Below are 25,437 nucleotides of genomic sequence, written 5' to 3' on the forward strand. Positions count from 1 at the left end.
CCACGGGCCGCACGCGTCAGAGGTCGAGGACCACCTCGCCGGCCGGTTCGCTGCAGCAGATGAGCGCCGTGCCGGGCTCCGGCGGTTCGAGGGGTGCCGTGGTGTAGGTGACCTCACCCGCGAGGAGCGGGGTGGCGCAGGTGTGGCAGACGCCGGTGCGGCACGACCAGCGAGTGCCGACATCGCACGCCTCGGCCAGTTCCAGAAGTGAGGCGCGGGCCGCCGACCACGGGACGGTGATCCCGCTCCGGGCGAACGCCACCGGTGGTCCCTCGCCCGCCGGGCCCGGCGGTTGGTGCGGTGCCGCCCCGGAGACCGGGGCGAGCCCCGGGTTGACCGGCGGGAGGGCGCCGAACCGCTCGGTGTGGATGCGCTCCGGACGCAGCCCGTGCTCGCGCAGGGACGTCTCGAAGGCGTCCATGAAGGCCACCGGACCGCACAGATAGGCGTCGGCGTCGACGGGGATGCCCATGGCCGCCGGGGCGTCCGCCCCGGGACGGCCCCGCCGCACGCCGGGTTCGTCCGGCGGGCCGCCGGGCTCGCCGGGAGCCGTGTAGTAAACGTGCACGTGAACGGCGGGGAGCCGGGCGAGTAGGGCCTTCACCTCGGCCGCGAAGGCGTGATGGGCGCGGTCGTGCGCGACGTGGACCCACCAGAGGGGGCGCGGGTCGCCCGCTTGCGCCAACCGGTGCAGCATGGCCAGCACGGGGGTGGCGCCGATCCCCGCGGAGGCGAGGACGACCGGCCCGGTGCCCTCCTCGAGGACGAACGTGCCCCGGGGGCTCGCGATCTCCACGAGGTCGCCGTCGCGCAGTGCGGTGCTGAGGTAGGTGCTGACCAGTCCGCGGGGCTCGTGCTTGACGCTGATGCGGTAGGCGTCGGCGCCCGGCGCGGACGACAGGGAGTAGCTGCGCACCACGGGTGCGGCGCCGTCGGGGGCGACCCGGACGGACAGGTACTGACCCGGCAGCGCCGCGGGCAGCGGAGCGCCGTCGGTGGCCGTGAGGTGGACCGACGAGACCGTGGGGGTCTCCGGGACGATCCGGGCGACGCGCAAGGGCCGGAATCCCGGCCATCCCGGTTCCCGCCGGGGTGCGGACGGTTCGGCGAGTTCCCGGAACGACCGCTGCCAGCCGGGGCTGAGGGCGGGGATGGCCAGGGCTCTGCGCAGCCGTTCGGGATCGCGGTCGGGGAGGTACAGCAGGGCGTCGGTGTCGGCGACGCTGAGCCGCTGCGGGCCCCTGCGCGTCAGCGTGACGTCGTCGCCCGCCCGCACCCGGCCCTCGGCGACGACGCGCAGGTAGAAGCCGGGCCGGTGGTGTGCGACCAGCAACGACGCCATGGCGGGCTCGCCGAGCCGCATGCCGACGCGGTAGCACGTGACGCGTGGCTGGGTGACCTCGAACTCGGCGTCGCCGATGCGGTAGCGGTCGCCGATGCAGACCTCGTCGTCGGGCAGGCCGTCGACGGTGAAGTTCTCGCCGAAGCTGCCGAACTCAAGCTTCTCGCGGCCGAGTTGCCGCTGCCAGTACCGGTAGGAGTCCAGTTGGTAGACGAGGACCGCCCGCATCTCGCCACCGTGCCCGCCGAGGTCTCCCTGGCCGTCGCCCTCGACGTTCAGCCGGCGGACCATGCGGGGACCGCTCACGGGGGCCTTCCACACGCCGGTATGCACGGTCCGCCCCTGCCAGGCGACGTCCTGCGGCATACCGACGTTGACGGACAGCAGGGTCGCCATGGGGCCTCCCGCGAGCGTTGCAGGGCCGAGGTCGAGGGGCCCGCCCGGCGATCCCCTCGGCGGGGCGCCCCGTTCCCTCCCGCCGATTCTATTTCCGGCTCCCCCCACCCGGCCTCCCGGACGCCGACGGCTCCCCGACACGCGCCCCCGCCGAAGTCCCTCACACCCCGCGCCACGAGAGCCGGGCCGTCTTCGGCACCCGGGACCACGACCGCATCAGGACCGGCGCCCCGGGGACGCCCGAACCATCGCTTCCGCGCGTCGGCGAGGGCCCGGCGGAGGTGAGAGTTCGTGCATGAATTCGAGTTTGCGTTCCGCCGGGATTGGCCATTTTCCATGATCAACCGCTGCTACCTTCCCTTCCCGTGATCCCTTCCCCTGTTCCTGTACCGCGTGACGTCCAGCCCGACTCCGCACCTCGCGAACGCGAGAGGGCCTCCTTCCGGCCCGAGCTCCACCGCTTGAGCGAAGCCCGCGACCGCGCCCGCCTGGAGACGCTGCTCGCCTCGGGCCGAGTGCGGGAGACGCACGATCTCATCGACGACCAGCTCGCCGAACTCGTCGGGTGCGTGCGCCCCGGGGAACGTTTGTCCGGACCGCGGCTGGACCAGGCGATCGAGGCCCTGACCGGGGGAGGCGATCGGCGCCGGTACGGCACCTGGGTCTTCTATCCCTGGTCGGGACGGCTGGTGCACGTGCTCCCCGAGGCGGAGTTCCGGCGCGTGCGCACCGACCGCAACCGCGACAAGATCACCGCCGCCGAGCAGCGGAGGCTGCTGGGTCGCCGGATCGGGGTCGTCGGCCTGTCCGTGGGCAACAGCGCGGCGCTCACCTGTGCCATGGAGGGCGTAGGAGGATCGTTCCGCCTGGCCGACTTCGACACCGTCGGGCTCAGCAACCTGAACCGGCTGCGCGCCGGAGTCCACGACCTGGGCCTTTCCAAGACCGTTCTGTGCGCCCGCCAGATGTACGAACTCGACCCCTATCTCGACATCGAACTGTGGAGCGCCGGCATCACGGAGGAATCCGTCGCGGACTTCTTCGGCGACGAGCGTCCGCTGGACCTGCTGATCGAGGAATGCGACACGCCCTGGGTCAAGGTCGCCGTCCGCGAACACGCCCGAGCGCGCCGCGTGCCGGTCCTCATGGACGCCAACGACCGCGGACTGCTGGACGTCGAGCGCTTCGACGACGAGCCGGACCGCGCCCTCTTCCACGGCCGCGGCGGCGGCCTCACGGCCCGGGAGGTGCGGGACCTCGACCCCGCGGGAGCCCTGGCGTTCCTGCTCCAGGTGTGCGACCCGAGCGCTCTGAGCCCCGCCATGACCGATGCCCTCGGCAGGATCGGCCGCACCCTGTCGAGCTGGCCGCAGCTGGCGAGCGGGGTGATGCTCGGCGGCGCCCTGGTGACCGACACCGCGCGGCGCGTCCTGCTGGGGCACCCGGTCGCCTCCGGCCGGTACTACGTCGACCTCGAAGAACTGATCGGCGCCGCCCCGTCCCCCGTGGGCACGGGAGCCGCCTCGTGACGCACCTGCCCGACCTCCACGGCGAGCACCTGTGGCTGAGGGAGATGCGGGCCACCGACCTCGCGCCCTTCGAACGCATCCACACCCACCGGCTGCTCACCCGGTTCCTCGGGGTGGACCGGATGGACGCCAGGCAGGCCCAGAACGCCTTCGCCAAGTGCCTCGCCCAGCCCTACCTCCAGCCCCGCCGCAAGCACACCCTGGCCGTCTGCGCGCCGGGCCGGGACGACATGGTGGGCACCATGGGGCTGCTCATCGAGGAGTACGGCCGCAACGCCATGCTCACCAGCCTGGTCCTGCTCCCCGGCGCCCCCGTCAGCGGCCACGGCCACGAAGCGGGCCGGCTCCTGATGGCCTACGGCTTCGGCCGGCTCGGGCTGCACCGGATCTGGGCGGGACACCGCGCCGACCACGGCCGCATGCGCGCGGTGATGCTCGCGGCGGGCCTGCGGCCGGAGGCCACGCTGCGCCAGTTGTTCCACACCCAGGGCGCCTGGCACGACGTGGCGACCTACGCCGCCGTGGCGCCGGAGTGGATTCCGCAGGCCGGCGCCGCCGAGCGCCTCATCCTCGACGGTGAGGGCGCCGCCTTCCGCGACGGTGTGACCGTGTGACGCCGGGGCCGTCCCGTTCTACGAGCCGCCCCGCCGTGTGATCGCGGGGATGGTGAACCTGCCGTCGAAGACGGCGGGATGCGGCTGGTACATCCGCAGGACGGGGCGGAAGGGGCCGGGCGGGGTGGGGAGCCAGTTGGCCGCCTCCGCCCGGTCGGCGGGTCGCTCCGGCTGGAGATGCACGGTGAGCGAGTCGTCGCGGTCGTAGTGCAGGTCGGGGGTGCGGTCACCGATGGAGTACCGGCCGGCGGGGTTGTCGACCAGCTGGTAGTGCGGCATGTCGTACATGGTGAGCGACCAGAAGGCGTCCACCGGCGGCGGAGCCTCGAAGCGGAGGGTGTAGGACCGGGTGCCGTCCAGGCGGTGGCCGTCACCGTCGTTCCAGGCCATCGCGCAGGCGGACTCGTAGCCGTGGTTCCCCCACAGGCCGGCACGGGCGGCGGCGGCCCGTACGGTGCGTGCCTCGTCGCGGTCCGCGAGAACCCACGACGGGGACCTGACGGTGCCGACCTCGAAGAAGTCGAGGTTGTGGTTGAAGGCGCCGTAGGTCGGCTTCCAGCCGTTCGTCTCCGGGCCCCCGCCGTTCGCGGCGGCGTGCTCCACGCGACGCGCCCCCCGCTGGTGGCCGGCCCGCAGCGCCGCCGCCAACCGCGCGGAGGGGTCCGCGTAGGGGCTGCGCTCGTCCAGGAGACCGAGCGGGGCGAACCTCTGCTGGTATTCCAGCTCGGCGGGCGCCGGGGGGAAGGCCCGCATCCGGCTGCGCAGCTTCTCGAAGAACAGCAACTCGGCCCCGTCGACGTCGCTTTCGGGCGACGGCGGCGCGGCGGAGGGCCGGGCGCCGTCGAGCGGTTCCAGCGTGGTCGCCCGCTGGAGGGCCCGGACGGCCGGCAGGTCCCGCGCGCCGTCGCACGCCCAGCTGCCCACGATCGAGACCACCGTCGTCGGCGCCGAGAGCCGTGTCGCACCCGCCGGCACCTCGCCGCTCCAGTCCGGCGGGGTCAGCAGGAAGGCGCCCGCCGCGGTGCCCGTGGCACGCCGGCCCACGTAGGCGAAGGTGCCGGTCCAGGCGTCGACGAAGCGGAGCACGTAGTAGCGGCGGGCGGTGTCGGGAACACGCAGCAGCAGCGGTCCGCCGCTCAGGTCCAGGTGCGCGATCGAGGGGACGGTGTCGTGGCCGCCGCCGACGTCCGTCTCCTTCGGCCCGGGCAGGGAGTGCGCGTGACGGAACGTGTTGAAGGGGGCCGGTCCCATCGGCCCCACGCCCCGACGGGTGAAGAGGTGGACCGCGTCCAGGTTGGCGACCACCGGCAAGCCGTAGACATAGGCGTCCGCCGCCAGCTCCGCAAGATCCGACACCGCGTACCGCCCTCTCGTGACCAGTTCCGGGAGCCATCGTTCCCCGGCCCGGGGGCGCTCGCCACACGGAGGCCGGAAAGCCACCCCCACGCCACACTCACCGGTGCCGCCGGGCCGCCGAGGAGGTCGGGGACGGGTCCACCCGGTTCTTGCTGAGCATGGCCGCGCCCATCACCGTCAGGGTGTGGATCACCGTGTTGCCGTGCCGGTGGCTGGTGATGAGGCCCGCGTCGCGCAGGGCCGTGGTGTGATGGGTCGCGGTGGCGGGTGTGACGCCGGCCCGGTGCGCGGCCTCGGTGGTGGTCGCCCCGGCGGCCGCGGCCTGCAGGACGGCGGCGCGCGACCGGCCCAGCAGGACCTGCAGAGGCGGCGAACCGGGGCCCTCCGCGGTCGCCCTGCCCGGCGTCGCGAGGGCTTCGTGGTGCGTCGAGTAGCTGAGCACCGGAGGTAACTCCGGGTCCGCCAGCGAGATCGGGCCCTTCCAGCAGAAGTACGACGGGATGAGCAGCAGCCCCCGGCTCTGCAACCGGATGTCGGCTTCCGTCGGGTAGGCGCTGATCTCCAGCCGCGGATGCTTCCACCTGACCGTCGGACCGAGCCCGCCGAGCAGGCCCTCCGTGCCGCCGTCGAGGAGGTGGCGGGCCAGCCGTGTCCGCTCGGTGTGCAGACTCTCGTACATCCACTCCTCATGGGGCTCGATCACGGTCCGGTGGTAGGCGCGCAGGATCTCCGTCAGTTCGCGCCGTCCCTCCGCCTCCGTGACGCGGTTCAGCGAGGGCGGCATGCGGGTGATCCGGGCCAGCGCGGCGAGTTCCGTCGCGACCTGGTCGGCAGGTGTGCCGAGGATGGCCTCAAGTCCCGCCTCCAGGCCCGCCGTTCCCTCCAGCGGGGTCAGGAAGTCGGGAAAGTAGGAGGCGCGGGGGAACAGGGGGAGCAGAACCCGCCGCACCACCTCTTCGAGGCCCCCCTCCCGCAGCCGCTCCCGCGCGAGCCGGTACCAGTGGGCGTACGCCCACCGGCCCGTGGGGGTCTGGAACCGGTGCAGGCTCGCGGCGATCTCCCACAGCGGGTGCGGAGCGGCGGCGACCCGGGTCCGGGCGAGGTCCTCGGCAGAGAAATGGAAGCGAAGCACGGTCGACACCCTTTCCGCCTGCGACATTTCAGCACGTTCGAATGAGCATGACAGTTCGGAGCGCAGGCCGGAGCATGAACTCGCTTCGTCGCACCGGCCCCACGAACGACTCGCGGTTCCCCACGTCCCGTCCGCACCCCGTCGTCTGCCCCCGAAAGGCCGACACCCGCCTCCCGGCCGGGCCGCCCGCGGACGTACCGGACGGGTCCGACCCGCCCACCGGGGCCGCCGCGTCGACCCGACCGCTCCCGTACCGAAGGGATCACCATGACCGCCCCTCAGCGCATCCCGAACCGTCGCGCCGTCCTGCGCGGCTCCGTCGCCGCGACCCTCGGTGTCTTCGCCGGCCCCCTCCTCCTCTCCGGCACCGCGCACGCCTACAACTGGACCCGCACCATGAACCAGGGGGCCACCGGCGCGGACGTGACGGAACTTCAGATCCGGGTCGCCGGCTGGGCCGCCGACTCCCCGAGCCACTCGCGGGTCGCCGTCGACGGTGACTTCGGTCCGGGGACGGCCGCCGCGGTCCGCCGGTTCCAGGCCGCCTACGGTCTGTCCGTCGACGGCAGCGCCGGACCCGCCACGCAGGCGCAGCTCAACGCCCTGGAGCAGTCGGACGGCTCGACCGCGCACTTCGACTGGAGCGAGTTCACCGACCGTTCGAGCGGCACCTTCAGCGGGGGCAAGGTGAGCACGGCCGCCGCCAAGGAGAACGCCCGCCGCGCCATGTACAAGCTGGAGGCCCTGCGCAAGAAGCTCGGCAACACCCCCGTCACCGTCAACTCCGGCTTCCGGAGCATCGCGCACAACGCCGAGATCGGCGGAGCCAGCGACAGCATGCACCTCTACGGCACCGCCGCCGACCTGGACGTCCCGGGCGTCAGCAACCGGACCGTCTACCAGAAGGCCGAGACCTGCGGGTTCTCGGGACTGGAGACGTACACCGTCGACCACCAGCACGTCGACAGCCGCGCCGACCTCGGCCGCGCCTGGTGGTGGGAGAACGGCACCATCTGACCCCGGCCTCGCGGGACGTCGCCCGACGCGCCACCCCCTTCTCCGTCCCGGGTCGCCCGCCCCCCGACGGCTCCGCCCCGCACAGCCCGGGCCGGGACCCGCCCGTACGGGACCCGGCCCGGGCCGGCGCGTGCGGCGACCGGACACCGGCGGCGACGGACCGTCGGGCCGCCCCGTCGGCGCCGCCCCCGCCGACCACCTCCCTCCCGCGCCCGCGTGCCCCGCGGCTCGTACCCCACCCCCACCGGAGGCCCCCCGCATGTACCGCAGACCGGCCCGCACCCTCGCCCTGCGCGCGGCGCTCGCCGTCCTCAGCACACTGACCGTCCTCGCCACCACCGCGCGGCCCGCCGCGGCCGGCCCCCGCCCGGAGGGCGACCAGCAGGCGGGGCCGATGGCCCGCGACTTCGCCCGCGCCGCCGCGGAGTACGACGTCCCGCGCGACGTCCTCGTCGCACTCGGCTACGGGGAGACCCACCTCGACGGCCACCACGGGCAGCCGAGCCAGGCCGGCGGGTACGGGGTGATGCACCTGGTCGGCAACCCCGATCGGCACACGCTGGACCTCGCCTCCCGCCTCACCGGCGAGACCCTCGGCGATCTGCGCCGGGACACCGCGGCGAACATCCGCGGGGCGGCGGCCGTCCTGCGCGCCTACGCCGACGACGCCGGGCTCGGCGGCACCCGACGGCACGACACCGACGCCTGGTACCCGGTCGTCGCCCGGTACGGGGGCGCCACGGACCCCGCGTCCGCACGCCTCTACGCCGACACCGTGTACACCTTCCTGTCCGACGGCCTCGCGGTCCGCACACCGGGCGGCGAGCAACTGACGCTCCCCGCCCGCCCCGTCGCTCCCGAACGGGGTCCCTACGAGACCGCCGTGGCGGCGGCCGCGCAGAGCCCGGACTACCCCTCGGCCCTGTGGGTGCCGGCCAGTACGGCCAACTACGCCGTCGGCCGGACGGCGGCGATCAGCACGATCGTCATCCACGTCACCCAGGGCTCCTACGCCGGCACGATCAGCTGGTTCCAGAACCCGTCGGCACAGGTCAGCGCGCACTACGTCGTCCGTTCCTCGGACGGCCAGATCACCCAGACCGTCCGCGACAAGGACACGGCCTGGCACGCCCGTTCGGGCAACGCGACCGGCATCGGCATCGAACACGAGGGATACATCGACGACCCGACCTGGTTCACCGACACCATGTACCGGTCGTCGGCGGCGCTGACGGCCTACCTCTGCAACCGGTACGGCATCCCCAAGGACCGCGCCCACATCGTCGGACACGCCGAGGTGCCGGGGAACGACCACACGGACCCCGGACCGTACTGGAACTGGACGTACTACATGCAGTTGGTGGGCGGCAGCACCGGAGGCGGCGGAGGAGGCGTCCAGCTGTCCTTCCCCTCCTACGACACCCTGCGCTCCGGCTCCAGCGGGGCCCAGGTGTCGGCGGCGCAGTCCCTCCTCGCCGCGCAGGGCTTCGACCCGGGCACGGTGGACGGCACCTTCGGCTCGAAGACCACGGCCGCCGTCACCTCCTTCCAGCAGGCGCGCGGACTCGGCGCGGACGGCGTGGTCGGTTCGCACACCTGGACCGCGCTGCTGTCGGCGGGCACCAGACCGGCACTCGGCAGGGGAAGCGGCGGCTCCGACGTCCAGCGCCTCCAACGCTCCCTCACGGCCGCCCTCGGCCGCACCGTCTCCGCCGACGGCGACTTCGGCTCGGGAACCGAACAGGCGGTCCGGGACTACCAGGCCGGCCGCTCACTGACCGTCGACGGCCAGGTCGGTCCGGCCACGTGGGGGGCACTCCAGGCGGGACGCTGACACGAGGGCCGCGAAGGCCGCGAGGACCTGGCGCGGGGGAGGGCGGCTCGGCCGCCCCGGGGCGCGGGCGACCGGGCCGGCCGCGCCCCGAACGGCTCCCGCCCGCGGGGGGCCCAGGCCCCGCGGCCCGGCGGAGCGGACCCGGCTAGGCCGGCGGGTGCAGCCTGCGGAAGTACGTCCAGCTGGTCTCGTTCGGCTCGCTCCACTCGTCGGGGGCGTGGGCGAACTGCGGATGCTGGTCGGCGATGTGGGCGCGCGTGCGTTCGGGGACCTCGGCGTAGGAACCGAGCTTGCGGCCCCGGCAGTGGAAGGCGAGACCGCCCGGTCGCGGGCCGCGCGCCATCCACGGGAGCCATGGCGACATCCGGGTCCAGGACAGCGTGGCCGGGACGCTCGGCGCCGTGCCGGCCAGATCCCGTCGGTCGGCGAAGAACTGGAACAGCTCCAGCGCCCGGTAGGTGTCGCCGGAGGAGTGCACGGGATAGCCGTCGGCCGGCAGGGGCGAGGGATACGAGAGGGGGATCTCCAGGCTGAAGCACACCTGTCCGCCGAGGTCGGTCGTCGGTACCGGGAAGGGGCGCCACTTCTGGTTCGCCGGGTCGTTCCAGATGTGCACCACCGGCAGCCCCCGCCAGGTCTCCAGGATCGCCCGGGAGGCGGGGTCCAGGAAGAAGGCGGCCTCCCGCGTGAGCAGCCGGTACGCGTCCGGACCGTCCGCGGTGTCCTGCACCAGCCGGGCGACGTTGACGCCCTCGAAGCCGAAGACGCGCTTATAGGGCTGGTCCGGCGACCAGGAGTACACGTCGCCGGTCCACCCGAAGGTGACCTCCTCCCCGTCGAGTGACGCCCGGACGCGGGCGAGGGAGCGGAGCGACTCGGCGGGTGTCGTCATGACGACCACTCTCCACGATCACCGCCGCACACGGGGCCGCTTTCGCCGCGACCGGGGCGAGATCGGCCGCATCCGGCGCCCGGCACCCCGGCGGGGACGGGCCCGCCGGATCCGCGGGTCGGCAGACGAGCGGACGGGCTCCGCCCGGTCCGTCCGATACGGCGGCGGCGCGGCAGACCGCGGTCGGGCGAGAGCGGTCCGCCGCCCGTGCCTCACTGCTCGCGGATGCCCCACGGCGAGCCGTACGCCGTCAGCAGATCCAGGAAGGGGCGGGCCGGGAAGGCCTCGGGGCCCAGGACCCCCGAGCCCGTCCAGGCGCCGGTCGCGACGAGTTCGAGGGCCACGACCGGGTTGACCGCGGTCTGCCAGACCACCGCCTGGGAGCCGTACTCGGCCATGGACCACTCGTTGTCGACGACGTGGTACAGGTACACCTCGCGCGGTGCGCCGTCCTTGCGGCCACGCACCAGAGTGCCCGCGCAGGTCTTGCCGCGCATGCGCTCACCCAGCGTCGCCGGGTCGGGCAGGCAGGCCGCGACGACGTCCCGGGGCGAGACGGCGACCGGCCCGTCGGGGCCCGCCACCGTCACCGGCTCCGTGCGGTCGAGCCCCAGCAGGTGCAGCGTCTTGAGCGTCTCGATGAACTCGTTGCCGAGACCGTACTTGAAGGTCACCCGCCGGGCGTCGACCCAGCGGGGCACCAGCAGCACCTCCTCGTGCTCCACGTTCACGCACTCGACCTCCCCGATCCCCTCGGGGAAGTCGAACACCTCCGGCTCGCTGAACGGCTCGGTGGTGTACCAGCCGCGGCCCGCCTCGTATACGACGGGCGGGTTCAGGCACTCCTCGATCGTCGTCCAGATGCTGAACGACGGCGCGAAGTCGTACCCCTCCACCGTCAGGTTCGCGCCGTCGCGGACGCCGACCTCGTCGATCTCGTCGAAGAGCTCGTCGGCCGCGTACCGGGCGAAGACGTCGGACAGACCCGGCTCCACCCCCATGCCGACGAGGGCGAGCGCGCCGTCCTTCTCCCACTCGGCCGCCTCCGCGAACTGGGCGTCGCCGAGCTTGACCCCGCACTCCTCGTACGGGCGCTCCGGATGGGGCCGGGACAGCGACATCGCCATGTCGAGGTAGTTCGCCCCGCTAGCGCGCGCCGCCCGGAACAGCGGCACGACGAAGCGCGGGTCGGTGGCGTTCAGCAGGACGTCGCAGCGGTGCCGGTCCAGCAGCTCGGCCACCGCCGCGGTGTCCCCCGCGTCGACGCGGGCGGCGGTGAACCGCGGATCGCCGTCCACCGCGGCGACCGCCGCCTCGGCACGGGCGGGGTCGTAGTCCGCGACCACCATCGCCTCGAAGAAGGTGCGCCGGGCCGCGATCCGCGTGATCGCCGAACCCACGCCACCGGCTCCTACGAGCAGTACACGCATGGCAAGAACTCCCTGTCGGTCCTGTGAGAACGAGGCGCGCCCCTCCCGGCCGATACAACGCCCCCGCGTCGCGTAAGGTCAATGGTGTTGGCATAAGCGCACCACTCTGGAGAACGCCGTGGCGAAACCCGTGGTCCCCGAGGAGAAGCGCCGCCGCCGGCGTCCCACCCGGAGCGGCACGGTGCTCTCCGAGCGGCTGATCGTCGACACCGCGCTGCGGATGCTGGGGGAGCACGGCAGCGCCGGCCTGACCGCCCGCAGACTCGGCCTGGCGCTCGACTGCGATCCGAGCACCCTCTACCGCTACTTCCGCGGCATGGACGACCTCACCCTCGCCATCGCCGACGCGCTGATCGGCCGGGCCCTGCACGGCTGGGCGCCCACCGGGGAGTGGCGCGCCGACCTGCGGGCCGTCGGACTGCGCATCCACGCCGCCTACCTCGCCCATCCCCAGGCCGCCCAGCTCACCACCAGCCGGGTCAGCGGCCGGGCGAACGAGCTGGCGGCCGACGAGGCGGTCCTGGACGTGCTGCGCACGGCAGGCTTCCCCCTGCCCGACACGGTGCGCATCTACCACGCCTTCATCGACCAGACACTCGCCTTCGCCGCACTCGACGCGGCCTCGCTCGCCCTGCCCAGCGCCGCACTGCACGCGGACGAGGCCATGTGGCGCTCGACCTACGCCCGGCTCCCCGCCACCACCCACCCCCGCATCGCCGAGGCGGCCCCGCTCCTGGCCACCCGCATGGTCACCAGCGCCTACCCGACGGCCCTGGACATGCTGCTCGACAGCGCGGCGGCGCACCGCGCGCGGCCGACCGCGGCCGAGCCGGGCTGAGCCGCCGTTCGACGCGGACGCGGACCTCGACGTGCCGCGGCCCGCAGGCCCCCCGGAGGTGCCGCCGGGTGCGGGAGGTCGGCGGCCCCGGGGGCGGGTCCGGCCGGTCCGGGTCCGCGCGAGGTCAGCCGGGGGCGGCGGCCGTCGGGAGCACGGGGAGGAGGGGCCGCGCCGGCATCGACCGCGGGACGCGTTCCAGGACGCCGCCCGCGAAGACGTCGTACAGCGGAAGCGACTCCAGGTGGACGTACCCGATGTGGCAGTCGCAGGCGGCCAGGGGGCAGGGGCGCGGGCGGAGCGCCGACCGGTAGGAGCCGTCGTACAGGTTGCCCAGTTCACCCCGGACGAAGTGGCATCGGCGGACCACTCCGTCCCCGTCCACCGAGACGACGGACCGCCCGGTGCGGCAGGGAAGGCCCGCCGAGCGGTGCGGGGACCGGCTGAACGGGAAGAGAGGGTCGAGCGCCGTCCACCGGTCCGCCTCCTCGTCGGTGTACGTCCGCCCTTCCGCGGCGTTCACCCACAGGTACACGTGCTCGGGCAGTCGCTCGCGCAGCCGCAGCGCCGGTTCCAGATGCTCGGGCAGCCCCACCACCCCGACGCTGAAGCGGACCCCGAGGGCGGCGAGCCGGCGGGTCCGGTCGAGGAACCGGTCGTGCGGTGTCTGCCCGGGGTGGTAGGTGCACCACAGGGCGACCGTGTCCCGGTCCGCCTCGGCGAGCCACTCCGTGCGGCAGCTCAGGTTGGTCTGGATCGCGACGCGCTCGACGTGCGGCTCCCGCGACAGCTCCACGACGGCCCGGCGGTACCAGGAGCGCACGAGCCCCTCGCCCCACGGGGTGAAGAGCACCGAGAGCCGGTCCTCGCGCTGCTCCCGCGCCCATCCGGTGAAGCGTTCCAACGCCGCCCGGTCGGCGCGCAGTTGTGCGGTGGAGTCGCGCCGCTTGGCGAACGGGCAGTACGGGCAGTCGTAGTCGCAGGAGGCGAGCGGGCCGCGGTACAGGATGGTCAGGTCCACGGCGGTCTCACTTCAGCTCGTAGGCGGCCATGGCGTCTCGGACGGCCGGGGAGAAGAACTCGGGTCCGATGGCGTCCGAGTGGGCCAGCCCCTCGGGTGTCAGACGCAGCTCGTCGTCGCCGGTGTCGGCCAGCCAGCCGCGCGCGGCGAGGGTGTCCAGTCCGCGGCGGAAGTCCTCGCGGGGATCGGAGCCGAAGCGCAGCCGGTAGTCCGGCGCGGCGAGCCCGGCCGTCTGGAGCAGGTGCCTGCGCCGGGCCTCGTCCTCGTCGACACGACGCCCGTGCAGGGCGTGCGAGAAGTCCTCGGTGGCCGTGTAGGCGTCGATGATCCCGCGGATCTCCCGCATCGACACGGCGTAGTCGAAGGAGTAGTGCAGCGTCGAGGTGTAGGACCGGGCGCCGCAGCCCAGGCCGATCATGCCGTCGGTCTGGCAGGCGTAGTCGTCCGGGCCCTGGGGCGGTGCGTCCGCGCGCCGGAACATGCGCATCGACACCTGCTCGTAGCCGTGGCCGAGGAGGTGGTCGCGGCCCTCGCGGTACCGCCGCAGGCGCTGCTCGTCCCAATCCCGGTCGGCCCGGTGCGGATCGGTGTGCCGGCCGAGGCCGGTGAGCGGACGGACGTAGAGCGGGTAGAGGTAGATCTCCTCGGGGCGCCAGGCCAGGGCGGCGTCCAGCGAGACCCGCCAACTGGCGGCGGTCTGGCCGTCGATGCCGTAGATCAGGTCGATGTTGAGGACCGGGACGGCCGCCTCCCGAATCCGGGCGAGCGCCGCCTCGACCTCCGAGCGGCGCTGCGGGCGGACGGCGGCGCGCGACTCCTCCGCCACGAAACTCTGCACCCCCAGACTGAGGCGGGTGGCGCCCCGGTCGACCAGGACGGCCAGCCGGTCCGCGGTGGCCGTGGAGGGGGAGGCCTCGACGGACAGCGGGATCGCGCGGAGGTCGGCTCCCATCTCCCGCTCGGCGATGTCGCACAGCCGTTCCAGTTCGGGGGCTTCGAGGAAGGTGGGGGTCCCTCCGCCGAACGCGGCGTTGGCGAACCGCGGAGCCGTGTCGTCGCCGAGGGCCTCGCGGACCGCGGCGGCCTGCCGCCGCACCGCGTCCAGGTAGCGGCCGGTGAGGTCGTCGGGCGCGCCGATCCGGGTGAACAGGTTGCAGAACCCGCACCGGACCTCGCAGAACGGTATGTGCACGTACAGCGAGAGCGAGCTCCTGGGCTCCGCCGCCCACAGGTCCCGCAGGCCGGGGCGCGGGACGAGGGGGCGGTAGGCCGTCTTGTGCGGATACGCGTAGGTGTAACTCTGGTAGGGACGCGGGGGCGCGGCGGGGGCCGCGGGGACGGCGGTCATGCGGTCGGCTCCAGGAAGAAGTGGCGGTAGGGCACGGTCCACACGCTGTCGTGGCCCAGGCGGTGGCCCGTGTAGCCGTCGTCGCCGTAGGCGGTGCCGTGGTCGGAGCAGACGATGGCGAAGCATCGCCGCCGCGAACGCATCGCCGCGAACAGCCGTCCGACGTGCCGGTCGACGTACTCCAGGGCCGCCGCGTGGGTGGCCCTGCTGTCGCCCGTCTCCGCTGTCGCGCCGGGCAGGTGGAACCAGTTGGGCTGGTGCAGGGCCGACACGTTCAGGAACAGGAACAGCTTCCGCTCGGGCGGTAGTTCGGCGACCGTCCGCTCGGCGCGGGCGACCTGGGCCTCGAACGAGGTCGGCGACGCCACCGAGAACTCCGGCTCCCAGTGGCTCTCCTGGAACAGCCCCGGCAGCACGTCCCCCAGCGCGCCCTGCTTGTTGAAGAAGCCCACGCCCCCGATGCACACCGTGCGGTAGCCGCGCGCCGCGAGACCGGAGACCAGGTCGGGTGTGTCGAAGACGAAGGTGCGGCCGGCCGTCGTCTCGCTGCCCGCGAACCGTGCCGCGAAGAGCCGCGGATGCGGTCCCGGCGACGCCGGGGTGGGCAGGAACCCCGCGAAGATGGCTTGGTGCGAGGCATAGGTGAAGTTGCCCGGCGCGTGCCGCCGCTCCCAGTTGCCGCCCGGCAGGTGGCGGGCGAGATGGGGGAGCCGGCCCGCTGCGGCGAGTTCGACGGCGACGTCGTAGCGCAGGGTGTCGAGGGTGAGGAGGAGCAGGTCGTCGCGGCCCACCACCTCGTTCATGTCCGGTGCGCCGTCCGCGTCGGGTGCGCAGGGGGCGGGGCGTGCCGTGCGCGCAGGGGGCGGGCCGGGTTCGGGCGGGGTCATGTGCTGTCCTCGGTGGTACGGCGAACGGTGGTGCGGGCAACGGAATTTCGGCGGTCCGGCGGGCGGAAGGGCGCCGGGCACGCCCCCGGGGAGACGGACCCGGGCACGGCGGTGATCTGGGCGGTGTAGGTGTCCATGTCCTCGGCGCCGCTGCCGGGCAGGCCGGTCAGGCGGGGGAGGAGGTCGCCGAAGGCGTTGACCTCGCCGACGGTGAACCGGCGCCAGCCGACGGCGGGCAGCAGATCGACGCCCACGCAGAGCGTGCCGGGGAAGCAGGCCGCCGCCCGCTCGGCGATCGCGAGAGCCTGCGCCCACCGGTCGCCGGCCAGCGCCCGGACGGCGGCGAGGTCCCCGCGCGCGCCGCCGAGGTGCAGGTTGGTGAGGGGAGAACGGCTCGTGCGGACCACCGCGTGTGTCGCCCGACCGGCCACCACGACGACCCGCAGGTCCGCCGACCTGTCGCCCAGCGACGCCTTGGGGAGCCACCGCTCGATGTGCAGACCGTCCGGCGCGAGCCTGTCCACGATCGCCGCGACCTCCGGCTCGTCCGTGTAGCGGCGGATGCGCAGGGAGTTGTGGAGGCTGCCGTCCGCGGTCCGCTCCACCGAGGTGGTGGCGCGGACCCGTCCGGTGCCGGTCGTCTCGACGGCGAGCACACCCGAGGCCGAGGACCCGTGGGCGAGTTTGACGAACGCCCTCCGCAGACCGGACTGCGCCATCAGGTTCCGCACGCCCTGCCAGCCCTCCACGGCCTCCGGCACGCCGGACGTGGGGGACGGCGGCACGGGCACGCCGGCGGTGTCGAGCCGGGCGTGGCACAGACGTTTGTCGAAGAGCACGGCGAGGTCGGCGGGATCGTCCAGGCGGACTCCGCCACGCAGCGAGCGCGCGGCGGCGAGGAAGCGCGTGTACCACTGGGCGGAGCCCTCCACCCGCGTCGGTTCGACGTCCCCGCGCAGCAACCGGTCGACCGCGGCGTTCTCGCCGGGGGAGTCCAGCCGGACCACCTCGTCGTCGGTGAAGGCGTGCCCGCCGTCCCGCAGGACGTCCAGCCACTCGACGACCCGCGGGGTCCCGCATCCCGCCTCCTCGGCCGCCGCCGCGAACAGCCGCGTCCGGCGGTTGTCCCCGTTGCCGACGACCACCCACTTCACCGGCGTCCCTCACTTCCGCGTGGTCCCGCCCCCCGCTCCCGTCGGCTCGCGCGACGGTCCGGGCTACTCACCCACCGCGACGAAACGCCAGACCGTCCCGTCCTCCTCCTCGTCGGACTCGGCGTCGCCCTGGCCGGCGTCGACGCGCACTCCGGCCGGCTCCAGCGTCTCGACCAGGCGGGTGCGCAGTGCGGGGCTGAGGTAGTTGTGGTGGAGGTCGAGTGTCTTCAGGTGGGTCAGCGGCTGGCCGGACAGGAGTGCGGTCACGCCGTCGTCCGTGAGGACGCCCATCGAGACGTCGAGCGTCTCCAGGCGTGCCACGACGGGCGCCGAGGCCAGTGCCCGGCACACGTCGTCCTGGATCTCGCTGTTGCGCAGCCCCAGTCGGGTCAGCCGCGGCAGCCGTTCGCCGCCGAAGAAGGGCTCCAGGTCCGAGACGTCGGCGTCGCCCCCGTACTCGGACGTTCCCAGCCACAGGTCGAGCGTGTCGAGGGCGGGCAGGTCGCTGCCGGCGATGCCGCGCACCGCCTCGGCCGGCAGGCCGCCGGTCTCGACCGTCAGACTCCGCAGCCGGTCGTGGCGGACGGCGGGGAAGACGAGGCCGTTGCCGCCCCGCACCCCGAACTCCTCCAGTGCGGGGAAGGCGTTCAGGAGGGGGGAGACGTCGCCTTGCACGATCCAGGAGATCTCGCACTCCTCCATCACGATGTCCCCGAGGAACAGGCCGCGCAGAGCCGGGAGTTGCTCGCGGGCCGCCACCAGCGCCGTGATCACCTCGTCGGGTGCCGTGTCGTAGACGTCGCTCCACGCGCCGACCACCAGGGCCCGGACCCGCCGGGTGTCCACGGCCTTCAGGAACCGCGCGAACGCGTCCTGCCACTCCTCCTCGCTGTCGTACGCCTCCACGGCGATACGCCAGGCCACCGACTCGGGTGCGGGGAGCGGGTCCGCGGGCGCTGCCGAGCCGTCGGTGGCGTCGGGGAAGGTGAAGGCGGGCAGGCCGTGGAACTTTTCGAGATGGCTACCGATGGTCATACGGCCCCGCTCCTTCGTACCGCTTCCGGTGGTTCGACGATCGACTGCGTTCCGTCCGGCGGACCGCACCCAGGTAGAGGAGTTGTACCAAGCCCCACCGACAGGGCGGCGAACAGGGTCGCTCCTCCGGATCGGGCGCGGACGAGCAGCCCGGGCGCGGCGACCGAGGTGACGGGGGCAGGTCTCAGGGTCCGGCCGGCTCGGAGGGCCGGTCCGGGTGGTACCACGGGGGAGGCGCGACGATGGCCGGGTGAGGCGCGAGGCAGCGCAGGGCGGGTTCGTGGGCGGCGGTCTCCCTCCGGCCACCGTTGCCGCGACCGGCTTCCGGTGCCGATGTCAGTGGTCGCCCCTAGCGTTCTTCCCGCGGCACACCCCGTGCCGCGACGGGAGGGAGAGCCATGCTCCGCCAAGGAGACGTACTGATCGTGCCGTTGGACGAGAAGGCGGTGCCGGAGCACGCTCTCGCCGCCCCCTCCGAACCCAGGGACGGACGCGGGCGCCTCGTCCTGGCCCTCGGCGAGGTGACCGGCCACGCCCACGCCGTGGTCGGGCCCGGACGCCTGATCAGGGAGGCAGGGGTGTTCGGGCCCCTGCTGCTGCATGTGCCGGACGGCGGGCGCGTGGTGCACGAGGAGCACGGGGCGATCCCGTTGCCCCGGGGCTGGTACCGGGTGGTCCGGCAACGGGAGTATGTGCCGGGCTCGGTCCGCATCGTCGCCGACTGACGGGCCGAGGCCGGGGTGGAGGCGCGGGCGGGCGCCCGGGCGACGCGTCCGGCAGAACGGGACGCCGCGGCGGGCGGACGGGGCCACGGGGGAACCGGGTGGCGACGGGCGGATGGTCCCGCCCGGGCATGAGGACAGTGGACAGGAGCGATGTGATGGACCAGCAGGGTTGGCGGGCCGTGGCGACGCGGACGGGGGCGGGCGACCGGGCGGCGGCCGAGGAGGGAGTGCGGCTCGCCTACCGGCAGGCCGGACTCGACGCGCCCGAGCGCATCGTCTGGGCGCGTTCGCCCCGTGAGGCGGTGCGCATGCTGACGGGGACGGCACCCGTCGGTGCGGAGGGACCGTTGGGAGACACCGGAGCCGGGGTGCGCGACGCGGTCGTGACGCGGCCCTGGGCGGCGGCCCGTGCCCGTGCGCACGAACGGCTCGGCCCGGAGGGGTGGAGCGCCCACTGGAGGGCCACGGGCGCCGCTCTGTGGGAGTCGACTCGCCTTCTGGCCGACCGCGTCCGCGCGGGGGTCGTGGAGGACCTGGCCACCGACCGGGCCGAGGAGAGCCGGGTCAGGCTGCTGCTTCTGGACGCCACGCCGGGCCAGTACGACGCGGCGTGGCTGAGCGCCTTCGGCCCCCATGACGCCGGGCCCTTGGCCGGAATCGCCGTGGTGGCCGGCGAGGCGGGATGGTGGTGGCCCTACGAGAAGGTGGCGGTCGTCAGCGAACGGCCGCTGAGCCTGCACCGGGACGAGGCAGGACGTCTGGACCGAGGAGACGGGCCCGCGCTCCGCTACGGCGACGGCTTCGAGCTCTACGCCTGGCGGGGGATGCCCGTCCCGAGATCGTTCCTCGCCGAACTCACCGCGCTGACGCCGGAGCGGATTCGTGCCGAGGAGAACGCCGAACTGCGCCGGGTGATGCTGGAGTTCCACGGCTACGACCGGTACCTGTCGGAGTCCGGCGCCGTCCCCGTGCACCGTGACGAGACCGGTGTGCTGTGGCGTGTGGAGCTGGCCGGCGACGAGGACGTGGTCATGGTGGAGGTGGTGAACTCCACCCCGGAACCGGACGGTTCGAGCCGCACGTACTGGCTGCGGGTACCGCCCGCCACCCGTACGGCCCGTGAGGGAGTGGCCTGGACGTTCGGCCTGGCCGCGGAGGCGTACGCACCGGCCCGGCAGACCTGAGCCGCGCACCCCGGTGCCCGGGGCCGGACGCCTCCCGCACGGATGCCGCGCGCACCGGCCGCGACCGCGAACGACCGTGTCCGTGCGGGCGCCTACGCGAGCCGGCGAGGCGGGCGCCCCGCCTCCGACGACCGGCTTTGTGTGATCGGAGGCGTGGCGGCCCGTTCAAGGGCGTCATGCGGACGGTGGGGGAGCCGGGCCCGTGACGTCGGCGGGCACCGCACGGCCGGGACGCGCGGCCGTCTCCCGGGACGGGGCTCCCGTGTTCCCGTCTGCCGGGGCGCGTGTCAGTCGGCCGGCCGCAGGTCGGTGATCTTGCGTGTCCGCAGGTCCGTCTGCACCTTGATCGTGGAGACCTCCGGGTCGGCGCCGTCGCTCCAGGTCAGCGTCACCAGCGCGGTGGCGTGTCCGGCACCGGACCCGGTGTAGCGGACGTTCCACTTCACCGGCACGTTCTGTGCGAACAGGACTCCGTCCGCGTGCTCCTTCGCTTCGAAGGCGGCAACCCTGCGCTGCTCTGCGGGGCTCAGGTAGAACGCACGCAGTGCCGTGGCGTTCGCGGACGCCGCCGGGTCCTCGATGTCCCAGATGGAGTCGATGTAGGCGCCGTAGAAGTCGGCCACGCGGGTGACGGCCGCGCGGGGGTCGCCCGTGACCGCTGTCGTCGCCGCCACCGAGTGCGGGTGCTGCTTCGGCGTGGTGTCGGCCAGGGCGGGTGTGATCGCGCCGAGCGAGAGGGCCGCTGCGGCGCCGGCGGCGGCGATGAGGGTGATGCGGGAGCGAGTGCGCATGGAATCGAGAACCTTCCCCGTGGTGGATTTCTCCGTCTCCCGCCGCGGCCGGCGGGCTTGTGGTCATCCGGTTAGAGCGTCGAGGCGGGGGGAGGGTTGCACGGGTTCGTGGTGTTCCGGGGTGCGGAGACCCCCGGGGGAATGGTTGTGGACGCGACGGAAAAAGAACGGCAAAGGAGAGCCTGGGACCTCGCGGAGGGGTGGGGGAGGGAGAGAAGGAGGGGTGGTGTCCGCGTTTGGTCGGGCCCGGTGCGGTGACATCCGATGGCGCGCCTGGGGCGGGCCGCCACCCCGGGCGGGTGACCGGGTAGGGACGGGGCGAGCGCTCACCGGGAGACCCGCACCGGCCGAGCGGAGGCGGCACCCGGGCCCGCCGTCGGGCCGGCTCCTGCGACGAGTGCCGTGCCCGGTGGGCGCGCGGGTGACCTTCCCACCCGGCGGCGGCCGTTCCTCCGGGCGTGGCAGAGTGTGCGTGTGCCGACCACCGATTCCGCCCGCATCGCCGACACCACCGCCGCCTCCCGTGCAGGGAGCGGGGCGGACGCCGCTCACGCCGGTGCGGACCACCTGGTGGATCTGCGCAGTGACACGGTGACCCGTCCGACCGAGGCCATGCGCCGGGCGATGGCCGAGGCGGAGGTGGGGGACGACGTGTTCGGCGACGATCCCACTGTCAACGCACTCCAGGAGCGGATCGCCGACCTGCTGGGATTCGAGTCCGCGTTGTTCGTCTCCTCGGGGACGCAGAGCAACCTCTGCGCCCTGTTGACGCACTGCGGGCGCGGAGACGAGTACATCGCCGGCCAGATGGCCCACATGTACCGGTGGGAGGGCGGCGGTGCCGCCGTGCTCGGCGGCATCCAGCCCCAGCCGCTCGCGCACCGCCCGGACGGAACGCTGGACCCGCTGGACATCGCGGCGGCCGTGAAACCGGACGACCCGCACTTCGCCCGCACCCGGTTGCTCTGCCTGGAGAACACGATCGGTGGGCGCCCGGTGTCCGTGGACTACACAAGGACGGCCACCGCAGTCGCCCGCGACCACGGACTCGCCACCCACCTCGACGGAGCACGGCTGTTCAACGCGGCGGTGGCCACCGGCGACGACCCCTACGCGCAGGCGCGGCTGATCGCCGGGCACTTCGACAGCGTCTCGGTGTGCTTCAGCAAGGGCCTGGGCGCACCGGTCGGCTCGGCGCTGCTGGGCTCGCGCGCGTTCGTGGCCGGCGCACGCCGCTGGCGCAAGGTCCTGGGCGGCGGCATGAGGCAGGCCGGCGTGCTGGCGGCCGCGGCCCGGCACGCCCTGGACCACCATGTGGCCCGGCTCGCGGACGACCACGAGCACGCCGCGCTGTTCGCCGACGGGCTGAACGGGGTGGAGGGTCTGACGGTCGAGCCCGGCGGGACCAACATGGTCTTCGTGAAGACCTCCACCGCTCTCGCGGTCGACGAGGTGCGGGACCGGCTGGCCGCACGAGGGCTGCTGTGCGCCGGGTATCCCGGCCTGCTCCGCTTCGTGTTCCACCTCGACGTCACCCGTGCCGACACCGAACGCGCGGTGCGCATCGTGCGCGAGACGCTGGGCGGCACGGCAGCCCGCTGAACGAGCGGAGGCGGCCGTTCCGCCGCCGGCGCCGCGCCGCCGTGCGTTCCTCCGGAGGGCGGCGTGGCGGGCACGCCGCACGAGACGGCCATGAGGGAAGCCGCCTCACCGGAACCTACGGCCCCCGGCGCGGCTGCCCGGTCCGGTCCCTGCGTCCTGCCCGTGCCTCACCCCGGACGACGACGGGGTGCCGCCGGTGGACCGGCCCCGTCCGGCTCCGGCGCGACCGGGTGCCGCCCCGGGGCACGGCCACCACGGGCGACCGTGATTCTCATACCGGTATCATAAGCCCGGTATTGTTATTGGTCGCATGTGAAGGACGCCGCATGATCGAGATCCTGAACCCCACCCTGCTGGCCCGCGCGAAGGACACGGGCGCCCTGGTGGCCGACATCCTCCAGACGCTGAAGGGCCGCAGCACGGTGGGCATGAGCCTGCTGGACATCGACCGGTGGGCCAAGGCCATGATCGACGAAGCGGGGGCGCAGTCCTGCTACGTGGACTACGAACCGTCCTTCGGCCGCGGGCCGTTCGGCCACTACATCTGCACGGCCGTCAACGACGCCGTCCTCCACGGACGGCCCTGCGATCGGCGCCTCGCCGACGGCGATCTGCTGACGCTCGACCTCGCCGTCTCCCTGGGAGGTGTCGCCGCGGACGCCGCCGTCAGCTTCGTCGTGGGCGAGGCGCGACCCCCGGAGAGCGTGGCGATGATCGAAGCGACGGAGCGGGCGCTGGCGGCGGGGATCGCGGCCGCCGGGCCCGGTGCGCGCATCGGCGACATCTCCCACGCGATCGGCACCGTCCTGACCGCGGCGGGATATCCGATCAACGCCGACTTCGGCGGCCACGGCATCGGCTCGACGATGCACCAGGACCCGCACGTCGCGAACACCGGGCGCCCCGGCCGCGGTTACACCCTGCGCCCCGGTCTGCTGCTCGCGCTGGAGCCCTGGGTCATGCTGGACACGGCCGAACTCGTCACCGACCCCGACGGCTGGACGCTGCGGAGCGCCACGGGATGCCGGACCGCCCACAGTGAACACACCATCGCGATCACCGACCACGGGGCCGAGATCCTCACCTCGGTGCGGTAAGACCGCCGGCGGCGCGGGCGCCGGTGCCCGGCTCCGCACGCTCCTGCGCAACCGGCGGCGGGACCGGCCTCAGGGACCGCTCGGAGCGTCCGCCCGCGCGGCGTAGGAGAAGCGGAACCCGGTGAAATCGGCGAGACGCACGAAGCCTAGGCGCTGGTAGAGGGCGTTGCTGGTCGGGTTGCGCGGGTCGGTGAACAGTACGACGTCCGTCGCGCCGCCGGCGAGAGCCGCGCTGCTCACCGCTCCGGTCACCGCGCCCGCATATCCCCGGCCCCGGAGGTCGGCCGGGGTGTAGGCGGGATCGATCCGGACCATGCCTGCGATGACCGGGGTCGCGGCCGCCATCGAGACGGGCTTGCCCTCGGTGTCCGTCCAGAACGTGAAGTGCCGGTCGCCGAAACGCGAAGTGCTCCAGCGCCCGGCGTCGATGGCCTCGACGGAGACGGTCTCCTCGACCGCGACGCTGAACTCGCGGCACCAGCGCACCACTTGCTCGCGATCCCGCTCGCCGGCGGCATGGCTGTGGCCCGCCGGCCCCGGTCGCGGTGGCGTGAGAGTGCCGAGGCGGTACAGGTGCGTGCGCCAGTACGGCGTCGCGGCTGCCGTCGTGTGCCGACGCCAGGCGGCGGCGAAGGCCGTGGACGTGTCGTGGTCCGCGATGACACCGGCGGGGGCGTGCCCGAGGTCGGCCAGGAGGGCGGCGAGGCCGCCGGCCTGCGCGGCGGAGAGCGCGCTGAGGCCGAGGCGACCGAGCGGCGTGAGGTAGAAGATGGCGCGGACCTCGCCCGCCGACGTCAGCCGACCGAAGACGGCGGGGCCTTCACCGTCGCCCGGGGTGCGCGTCCGCAGCTTGTCGAGGTCCGTGAGGGCCGTGGTGTGCAGAGCCGGGCGCGACCGCAGGAAGTCGCCCGCGAAGGCCAGGAAGTCGTGCGCATCGATGGTGAGGTGCCAGTCGTCCTCGCCGCTCGGTCGCTGGTCGTCTGCTGCGTTCGGGTACGGGTCGTCCGGGAGCATGCTTCATGATCGGGGACGGGGACCGCTCCGGGGAGGTGCGAGCCGCAGCTTTCGCCGTTTCCTCACATCCTGTTGGACGCGGTCGCCCACCTCCGAGGCGGCCGTGGGCGCGAGCACCCCCCGCCTCGTGGCCCGAGGGTGCGGCGCCGGGCCCGCTCTGCGCCGCGCGAGGTGGTGCGCGGGGTGGCGTGAGCCGCGGCGCACGGCCCCTCGTCGCCGAGCCGGCCCCGCGGCCCGCGCGCACCCGTGCCCCTGGTCGGACTCGCAGGGGCCTCGCCCCTACGCCGCAACCGGTGGTCGCGGCGATCGGCCCTCACCCAGGGCGGGTTGAGCGACCGGGCGAGCCGCTCCTCCGCCCCGTGCCGCATCCGACGCGGGTCGCCCGGCGTGCTCGCCGGCTCGGCACCCCTCAGGCGTGCAGGGTGGGCCGGTAGACCAGTTCCTGGATGTGGCCGTCCAGGGTCCGCCGGTCGATCAGTTCGAGGTCGAAGTCGGCGGCACCGCCGAAGATCGGCTCCAGTCCGGTGCGGCCGGTGATCACGGGAAAGAGCGTCACCTGCACGCGGTCGACCAGTCCGGCCGCCATCAGCGCCCGGTTCATGGACAGGCTGCCGTGCGAGCGCATCGGGACGTCGGACTCCTCCTTGAGTCGTGCGACCACGTCGACGGCGTCCCCGCTCGCCACGCGCGCGTCCGGCCAGTCCAGCGGACCCTCCAGGGTGTTGGACACCACCGTCGCCGGAAGACTCCGCATCCGGGTGACCCACGGGTCCCGGACGTCCGACGCCTCGGTGCCGGCGGCCAGCATGCGCGCGAACGCGCGGTAGGTGTTGGCTCCGAAGACCATCCGCTGTTCCCCGTCGTACAGGGCGAGGCGGTGGTCGAGCAGCTCGGGGCCCTGCTTCCCCCAGTACCCGGTCCAGTCACCGCTCGCGGCGCCGAAGCCGTCGAGGCTGGTGAACACGTCGAAGGTGTAGGTCGCGGCCATGATGAACTCCTCGGGGCGGTGTCGTGGTGCTGTGAAGGCAGACTGGCAAAGGTGCCCGCACTCATCGGTTCCGGACACGCGGACCCGTCTCCGGGGTCCGGCGACCGGGAGCGCGGCCCGTGTCGAGGGTGTGGAACCCCGGGCGGGGCGCACTCCTCGGGCGCGAGGGACGCGGACGGCCGGCGCGGGTATCGGCCACGGCCCGCGAGGTGGG

The 25,437-nt window shown here is 73.8% G+C and carries 22 protein-coding genes; 9 read left to right on the plus strand and 13 right to left on the minus strand.

Translation table 11 applies throughout. From position 1 onward, the window contains the following. Positions 1-16: 16 nt before the first annotated feature. Entirely contained in the window at positions 17-1,738 is a 1,722-nt protein-coding gene (locus ACGFS9_RS08545; RefSeq protein ID WP_393251585.1) for an MOSC domain-containing protein, read from the minus strand. Between the two features lie 461 nt (positions 1,739-2,199). On the opposite strand from ACGFS9_RS08545, the gene ACGFS9_RS08550 reads away from it, so the two are divergent. Together ACGFS9_RS08550 and ACGFS9_RS08555 are read left to right on the plus strand one after the other, a co-directional pair. After that, positions 2,200-3,267 carry a ThiF family adenylyltransferase gene (locus ACGFS9_RS08550; RefSeq protein ID WP_393251586.1) on the plus strand — a complete coding sequence of 356 codons (1,068 nt, stop codon included), beginning with the start codon at positions 2,200-2,202 and terminating at the stop codon, positions 3,265-3,267. Beyond that, positions 3,264-3,881, plus strand: coding sequence for a GNAT family N-acetyltransferase (locus tag ACGFS9_RS08555; RefSeq protein ID WP_393251587.1), 618 nt, complete (start codon positions 3,264-3,266; stop codon positions 3,879-3,881). Before ACGFS9_RS08550 ends, ACGFS9_RS08555 begins: the two co-directional genes overlap by 4 nt. 18 nt (positions 3,882-3,899) lie before the next feature. Here the strand turns inward: ACGFS9_RS08555 and ACGFS9_RS08560 are convergent, their stop codons facing one another. Together ACGFS9_RS08560 and ACGFS9_RS08565 are read right to left on the minus strand one after the other, a co-directional pair. Further along, entirely contained in the window at positions 3,900-5,237 is a 1,338-nt protein-coding gene (locus tag ACGFS9_RS08560; protein WP_393251588.1) for a DUF1254 domain-containing protein, read from the minus strand. A gap of 97 nt (positions 5,238-5,334) precedes the next feature. Beyond that, positions 5,335-6,369: an ArsR family transcriptional regulator gene (locus tag ACGFS9_RS08565; RefSeq protein ID WP_393251589.1), complete on the minus strand. Its 1,035-nt coding sequence runs from the start codon at positions 6,367-6,369 to the stop codon at positions 5,335-5,337. 267 nt (positions 6,370-6,636) lie between these two features. On the opposite strand from ACGFS9_RS08565, the gene ACGFS9_RS08570 reads away from it, so the two are divergent. Both ACGFS9_RS08570 and ACGFS9_RS08575 read left to right on the plus strand, forming a co-directional pair. Continuing rightward, on the plus strand, positions 6,637-7,386 hold the full coding sequence (locus tag ACGFS9_RS08570; protein ID WP_393251590.1) for a D-Ala-D-Ala carboxypeptidase family metallohydrolase: 750 nt from the start codon (positions 6,637-6,639) through the stop codon (positions 7,384-7,386). A 259-nt stretch (positions 7,387-7,645) separates the two neighbouring features. Beyond that, positions 7,646-9,220 carry an N-acetylmuramoyl-L-alanine amidase gene (locus ACGFS9_RS08575; protein WP_393251591.1) on the plus strand — a complete coding sequence of 525 codons (1,575 nt, stop codon included), beginning with the start codon at positions 7,646-7,648 and terminating at the stop codon, positions 9,218-9,220. Positions 9,221-9,365: 145 nt separating this feature from the next. Here ACGFS9_RS08575 and ACGFS9_RS08580 read toward each other — a convergent pair whose 3' ends face one another. Together ACGFS9_RS08580 and ACGFS9_RS08585 are read right to left on the minus strand one after the other, a co-directional pair. Continuing rightward, the gene (locus ACGFS9_RS08580) at positions 9,366-10,112 is read right to left on the minus strand and encodes a DUF1838 family protein (protein ID WP_393251592.1); all 747 of its coding nucleotides are present in this window, start codon (positions 10,110-10,112) and stop codon (positions 9,366-9,368) included. Between the two features lie 212 nt (positions 10,113-10,324). Next, positions 10,325-11,542 carry a saccharopine dehydrogenase family protein gene (locus tag ACGFS9_RS08585; protein WP_393251593.1) on the minus strand — a complete coding sequence of 406 codons (1,218 nt, stop codon included), beginning with the start codon at positions 11,540-11,542 and terminating at the stop codon, positions 10,325-10,327. A 118-nt stretch (positions 11,543-11,660) separates the two neighbouring features. On the opposite strand from ACGFS9_RS08585, the gene ACGFS9_RS08590 reads away from it, so the two are divergent. Further along, positions 11,661-12,380 carry a TetR/AcrR family transcriptional regulator gene (locus ACGFS9_RS08590; RefSeq protein ID WP_393251594.1) on the plus strand — a complete coding sequence of 240 codons (720 nt, stop codon included), beginning with the start codon at positions 11,661-11,663 and terminating at the stop codon, positions 12,378-12,380. A gap of 124 nt (positions 12,381-12,504) precedes the next feature. Here ACGFS9_RS08590 and ACGFS9_RS08595 read toward each other — a convergent pair whose 3' ends face one another. From ACGFS9_RS08595 to ACGFS9_RS08615, 5 genes are all read right to left on the minus strand, one after another. Next, positions 12,505-13,398, minus strand: a complete 894-nt coding sequence (locus ACGFS9_RS08595) for an STM4011 family radical SAM protein (protein WP_393251595.1) — start codon at positions 13,396-13,398, stop codon at positions 12,505-12,507. A gap of 7 nt (positions 13,399-13,405) precedes the next feature. Next, complete coding sequence (locus ACGFS9_RS08600) at positions 13,406-14,746, minus strand: STM4012 family radical SAM protein (protein ID WP_393251596.1); 1,341 nt, start codon at positions 14,744-14,746, stop codon at positions 13,406-13,408. Then, positions 14,743-15,549 (minus strand): STM4013/SEN3800 family hydrolase, encoded by an 807-nt coding sequence (locus ACGFS9_RS08605; RefSeq protein ID WP_393251655.1) that lies wholly within the window; start codon positions 15,547-15,549, stop codon positions 14,743-14,745. The genes ACGFS9_RS08600 and ACGFS9_RS08605 overlap by 4 nt, the downstream gene beginning before the upstream one ends. Before the next feature lie 80 nt (positions 15,550-15,629). Continuing rightward, positions 15,630-16,787 carry an STM4014 family protein gene (locus ACGFS9_RS08610; protein WP_393251597.1) on the minus strand — a complete coding sequence of 386 codons (1,158 nt, stop codon included), beginning with the start codon at positions 16,785-16,787 and terminating at the stop codon, positions 15,630-15,632. A gap of 63 nt (positions 16,788-16,850) precedes the next feature. Further along, positions 16,851-17,822, minus strand: coding sequence for an STM4015 family protein (locus ACGFS9_RS08615; RefSeq protein WP_393251598.1), 972 nt, complete (start codon positions 17,820-17,822; stop codon positions 16,851-16,853). A gap of 398 nt (positions 17,823-18,220) precedes the next feature. On the opposite strand from ACGFS9_RS08615, the gene ACGFS9_RS08620 reads away from it, so the two are divergent. Beyond that, positions 18,221-18,547 carry a hypothetical protein gene (locus ACGFS9_RS08620; protein ID WP_393251599.1) on the plus strand — a complete coding sequence of 109 codons (327 nt, stop codon included), beginning with the start codon at positions 18,221-18,223 and terminating at the stop codon, positions 18,545-18,547. 152 nt (positions 18,548-18,699) lie between these two features. Continuing rightward, entirely contained in the window at positions 18,700-19,731 is a 1,032-nt protein-coding gene (locus ACGFS9_RS08625) for a DUF6745 domain-containing protein (protein ID WP_393251656.1), read from the plus strand. A 287-nt stretch (positions 19,732-20,018) separates the two neighbouring features. Here ACGFS9_RS08625 and ACGFS9_RS08630 read toward each other — a convergent pair whose 3' ends face one another. Next, a complete protein-coding gene (locus tag ACGFS9_RS08630) occupies positions 20,019-20,522 on the minus strand; it encodes a hypothetical protein (protein WP_393251600.1) in 504 nt (167 codons plus the stop codon). A gap of 474 nt (positions 20,523-20,996) precedes the next feature. On the opposite strand from ACGFS9_RS08630, the gene ltaE reads away from it, so the two are divergent. Together ltaE and map are read left to right on the plus strand one after the other, a co-directional pair. Continuing rightward, positions 20,997-22,124, plus strand: coding sequence for a low-specificity L-threonine aldolase (ltaE, locus tag ACGFS9_RS08635; RefSeq protein WP_393251601.1), 1,128 nt, complete (start codon positions 20,997-20,999; stop codon positions 22,122-22,124). Positions 22,125-22,450: 326 nt separating this feature from the next. Beyond that, complete coding sequence (gene map, locus ACGFS9_RS08640) at positions 22,451-23,221, plus strand: type I methionyl aminopeptidase (protein ID WP_393251602.1); 771 nt, start codon at positions 22,451-22,453, stop codon at positions 23,219-23,221. 69 nt (positions 23,222-23,290) lie between these two features. On the opposite strand, the gene ACGFS9_RS08645 is transcribed toward map, so the two are convergent. Continuing rightward, positions 23,291-24,235 carry a GNAT family N-acetyltransferase gene (locus ACGFS9_RS08645; RefSeq protein ID WP_393251603.1) on the minus strand — a complete coding sequence of 315 codons (945 nt, stop codon included), beginning with the start codon at positions 24,233-24,235 and terminating at the stop codon, positions 23,291-23,293. 409 nt (positions 24,236-24,644) lie between these two features. Further along, positions 24,645-25,223: a dihydrofolate reductase family protein gene (locus tag ACGFS9_RS08650; RefSeq protein WP_393251604.1), complete on the minus strand. Its 579-nt coding sequence runs from the start codon at positions 25,221-25,223 to the stop codon at positions 24,645-24,647. Positions 25,224-25,437: the final 214 nt, after the last annotated feature.

The sequence above is a fragment of the Streptomyces sp. NPDC048566 genome, assembly GCF_043199735.1.
Taxonomy (GTDB): Bacteria; Actinomycetota; Actinomycetes; order Streptomycetales; family Streptomycetaceae; genus Streptomyces.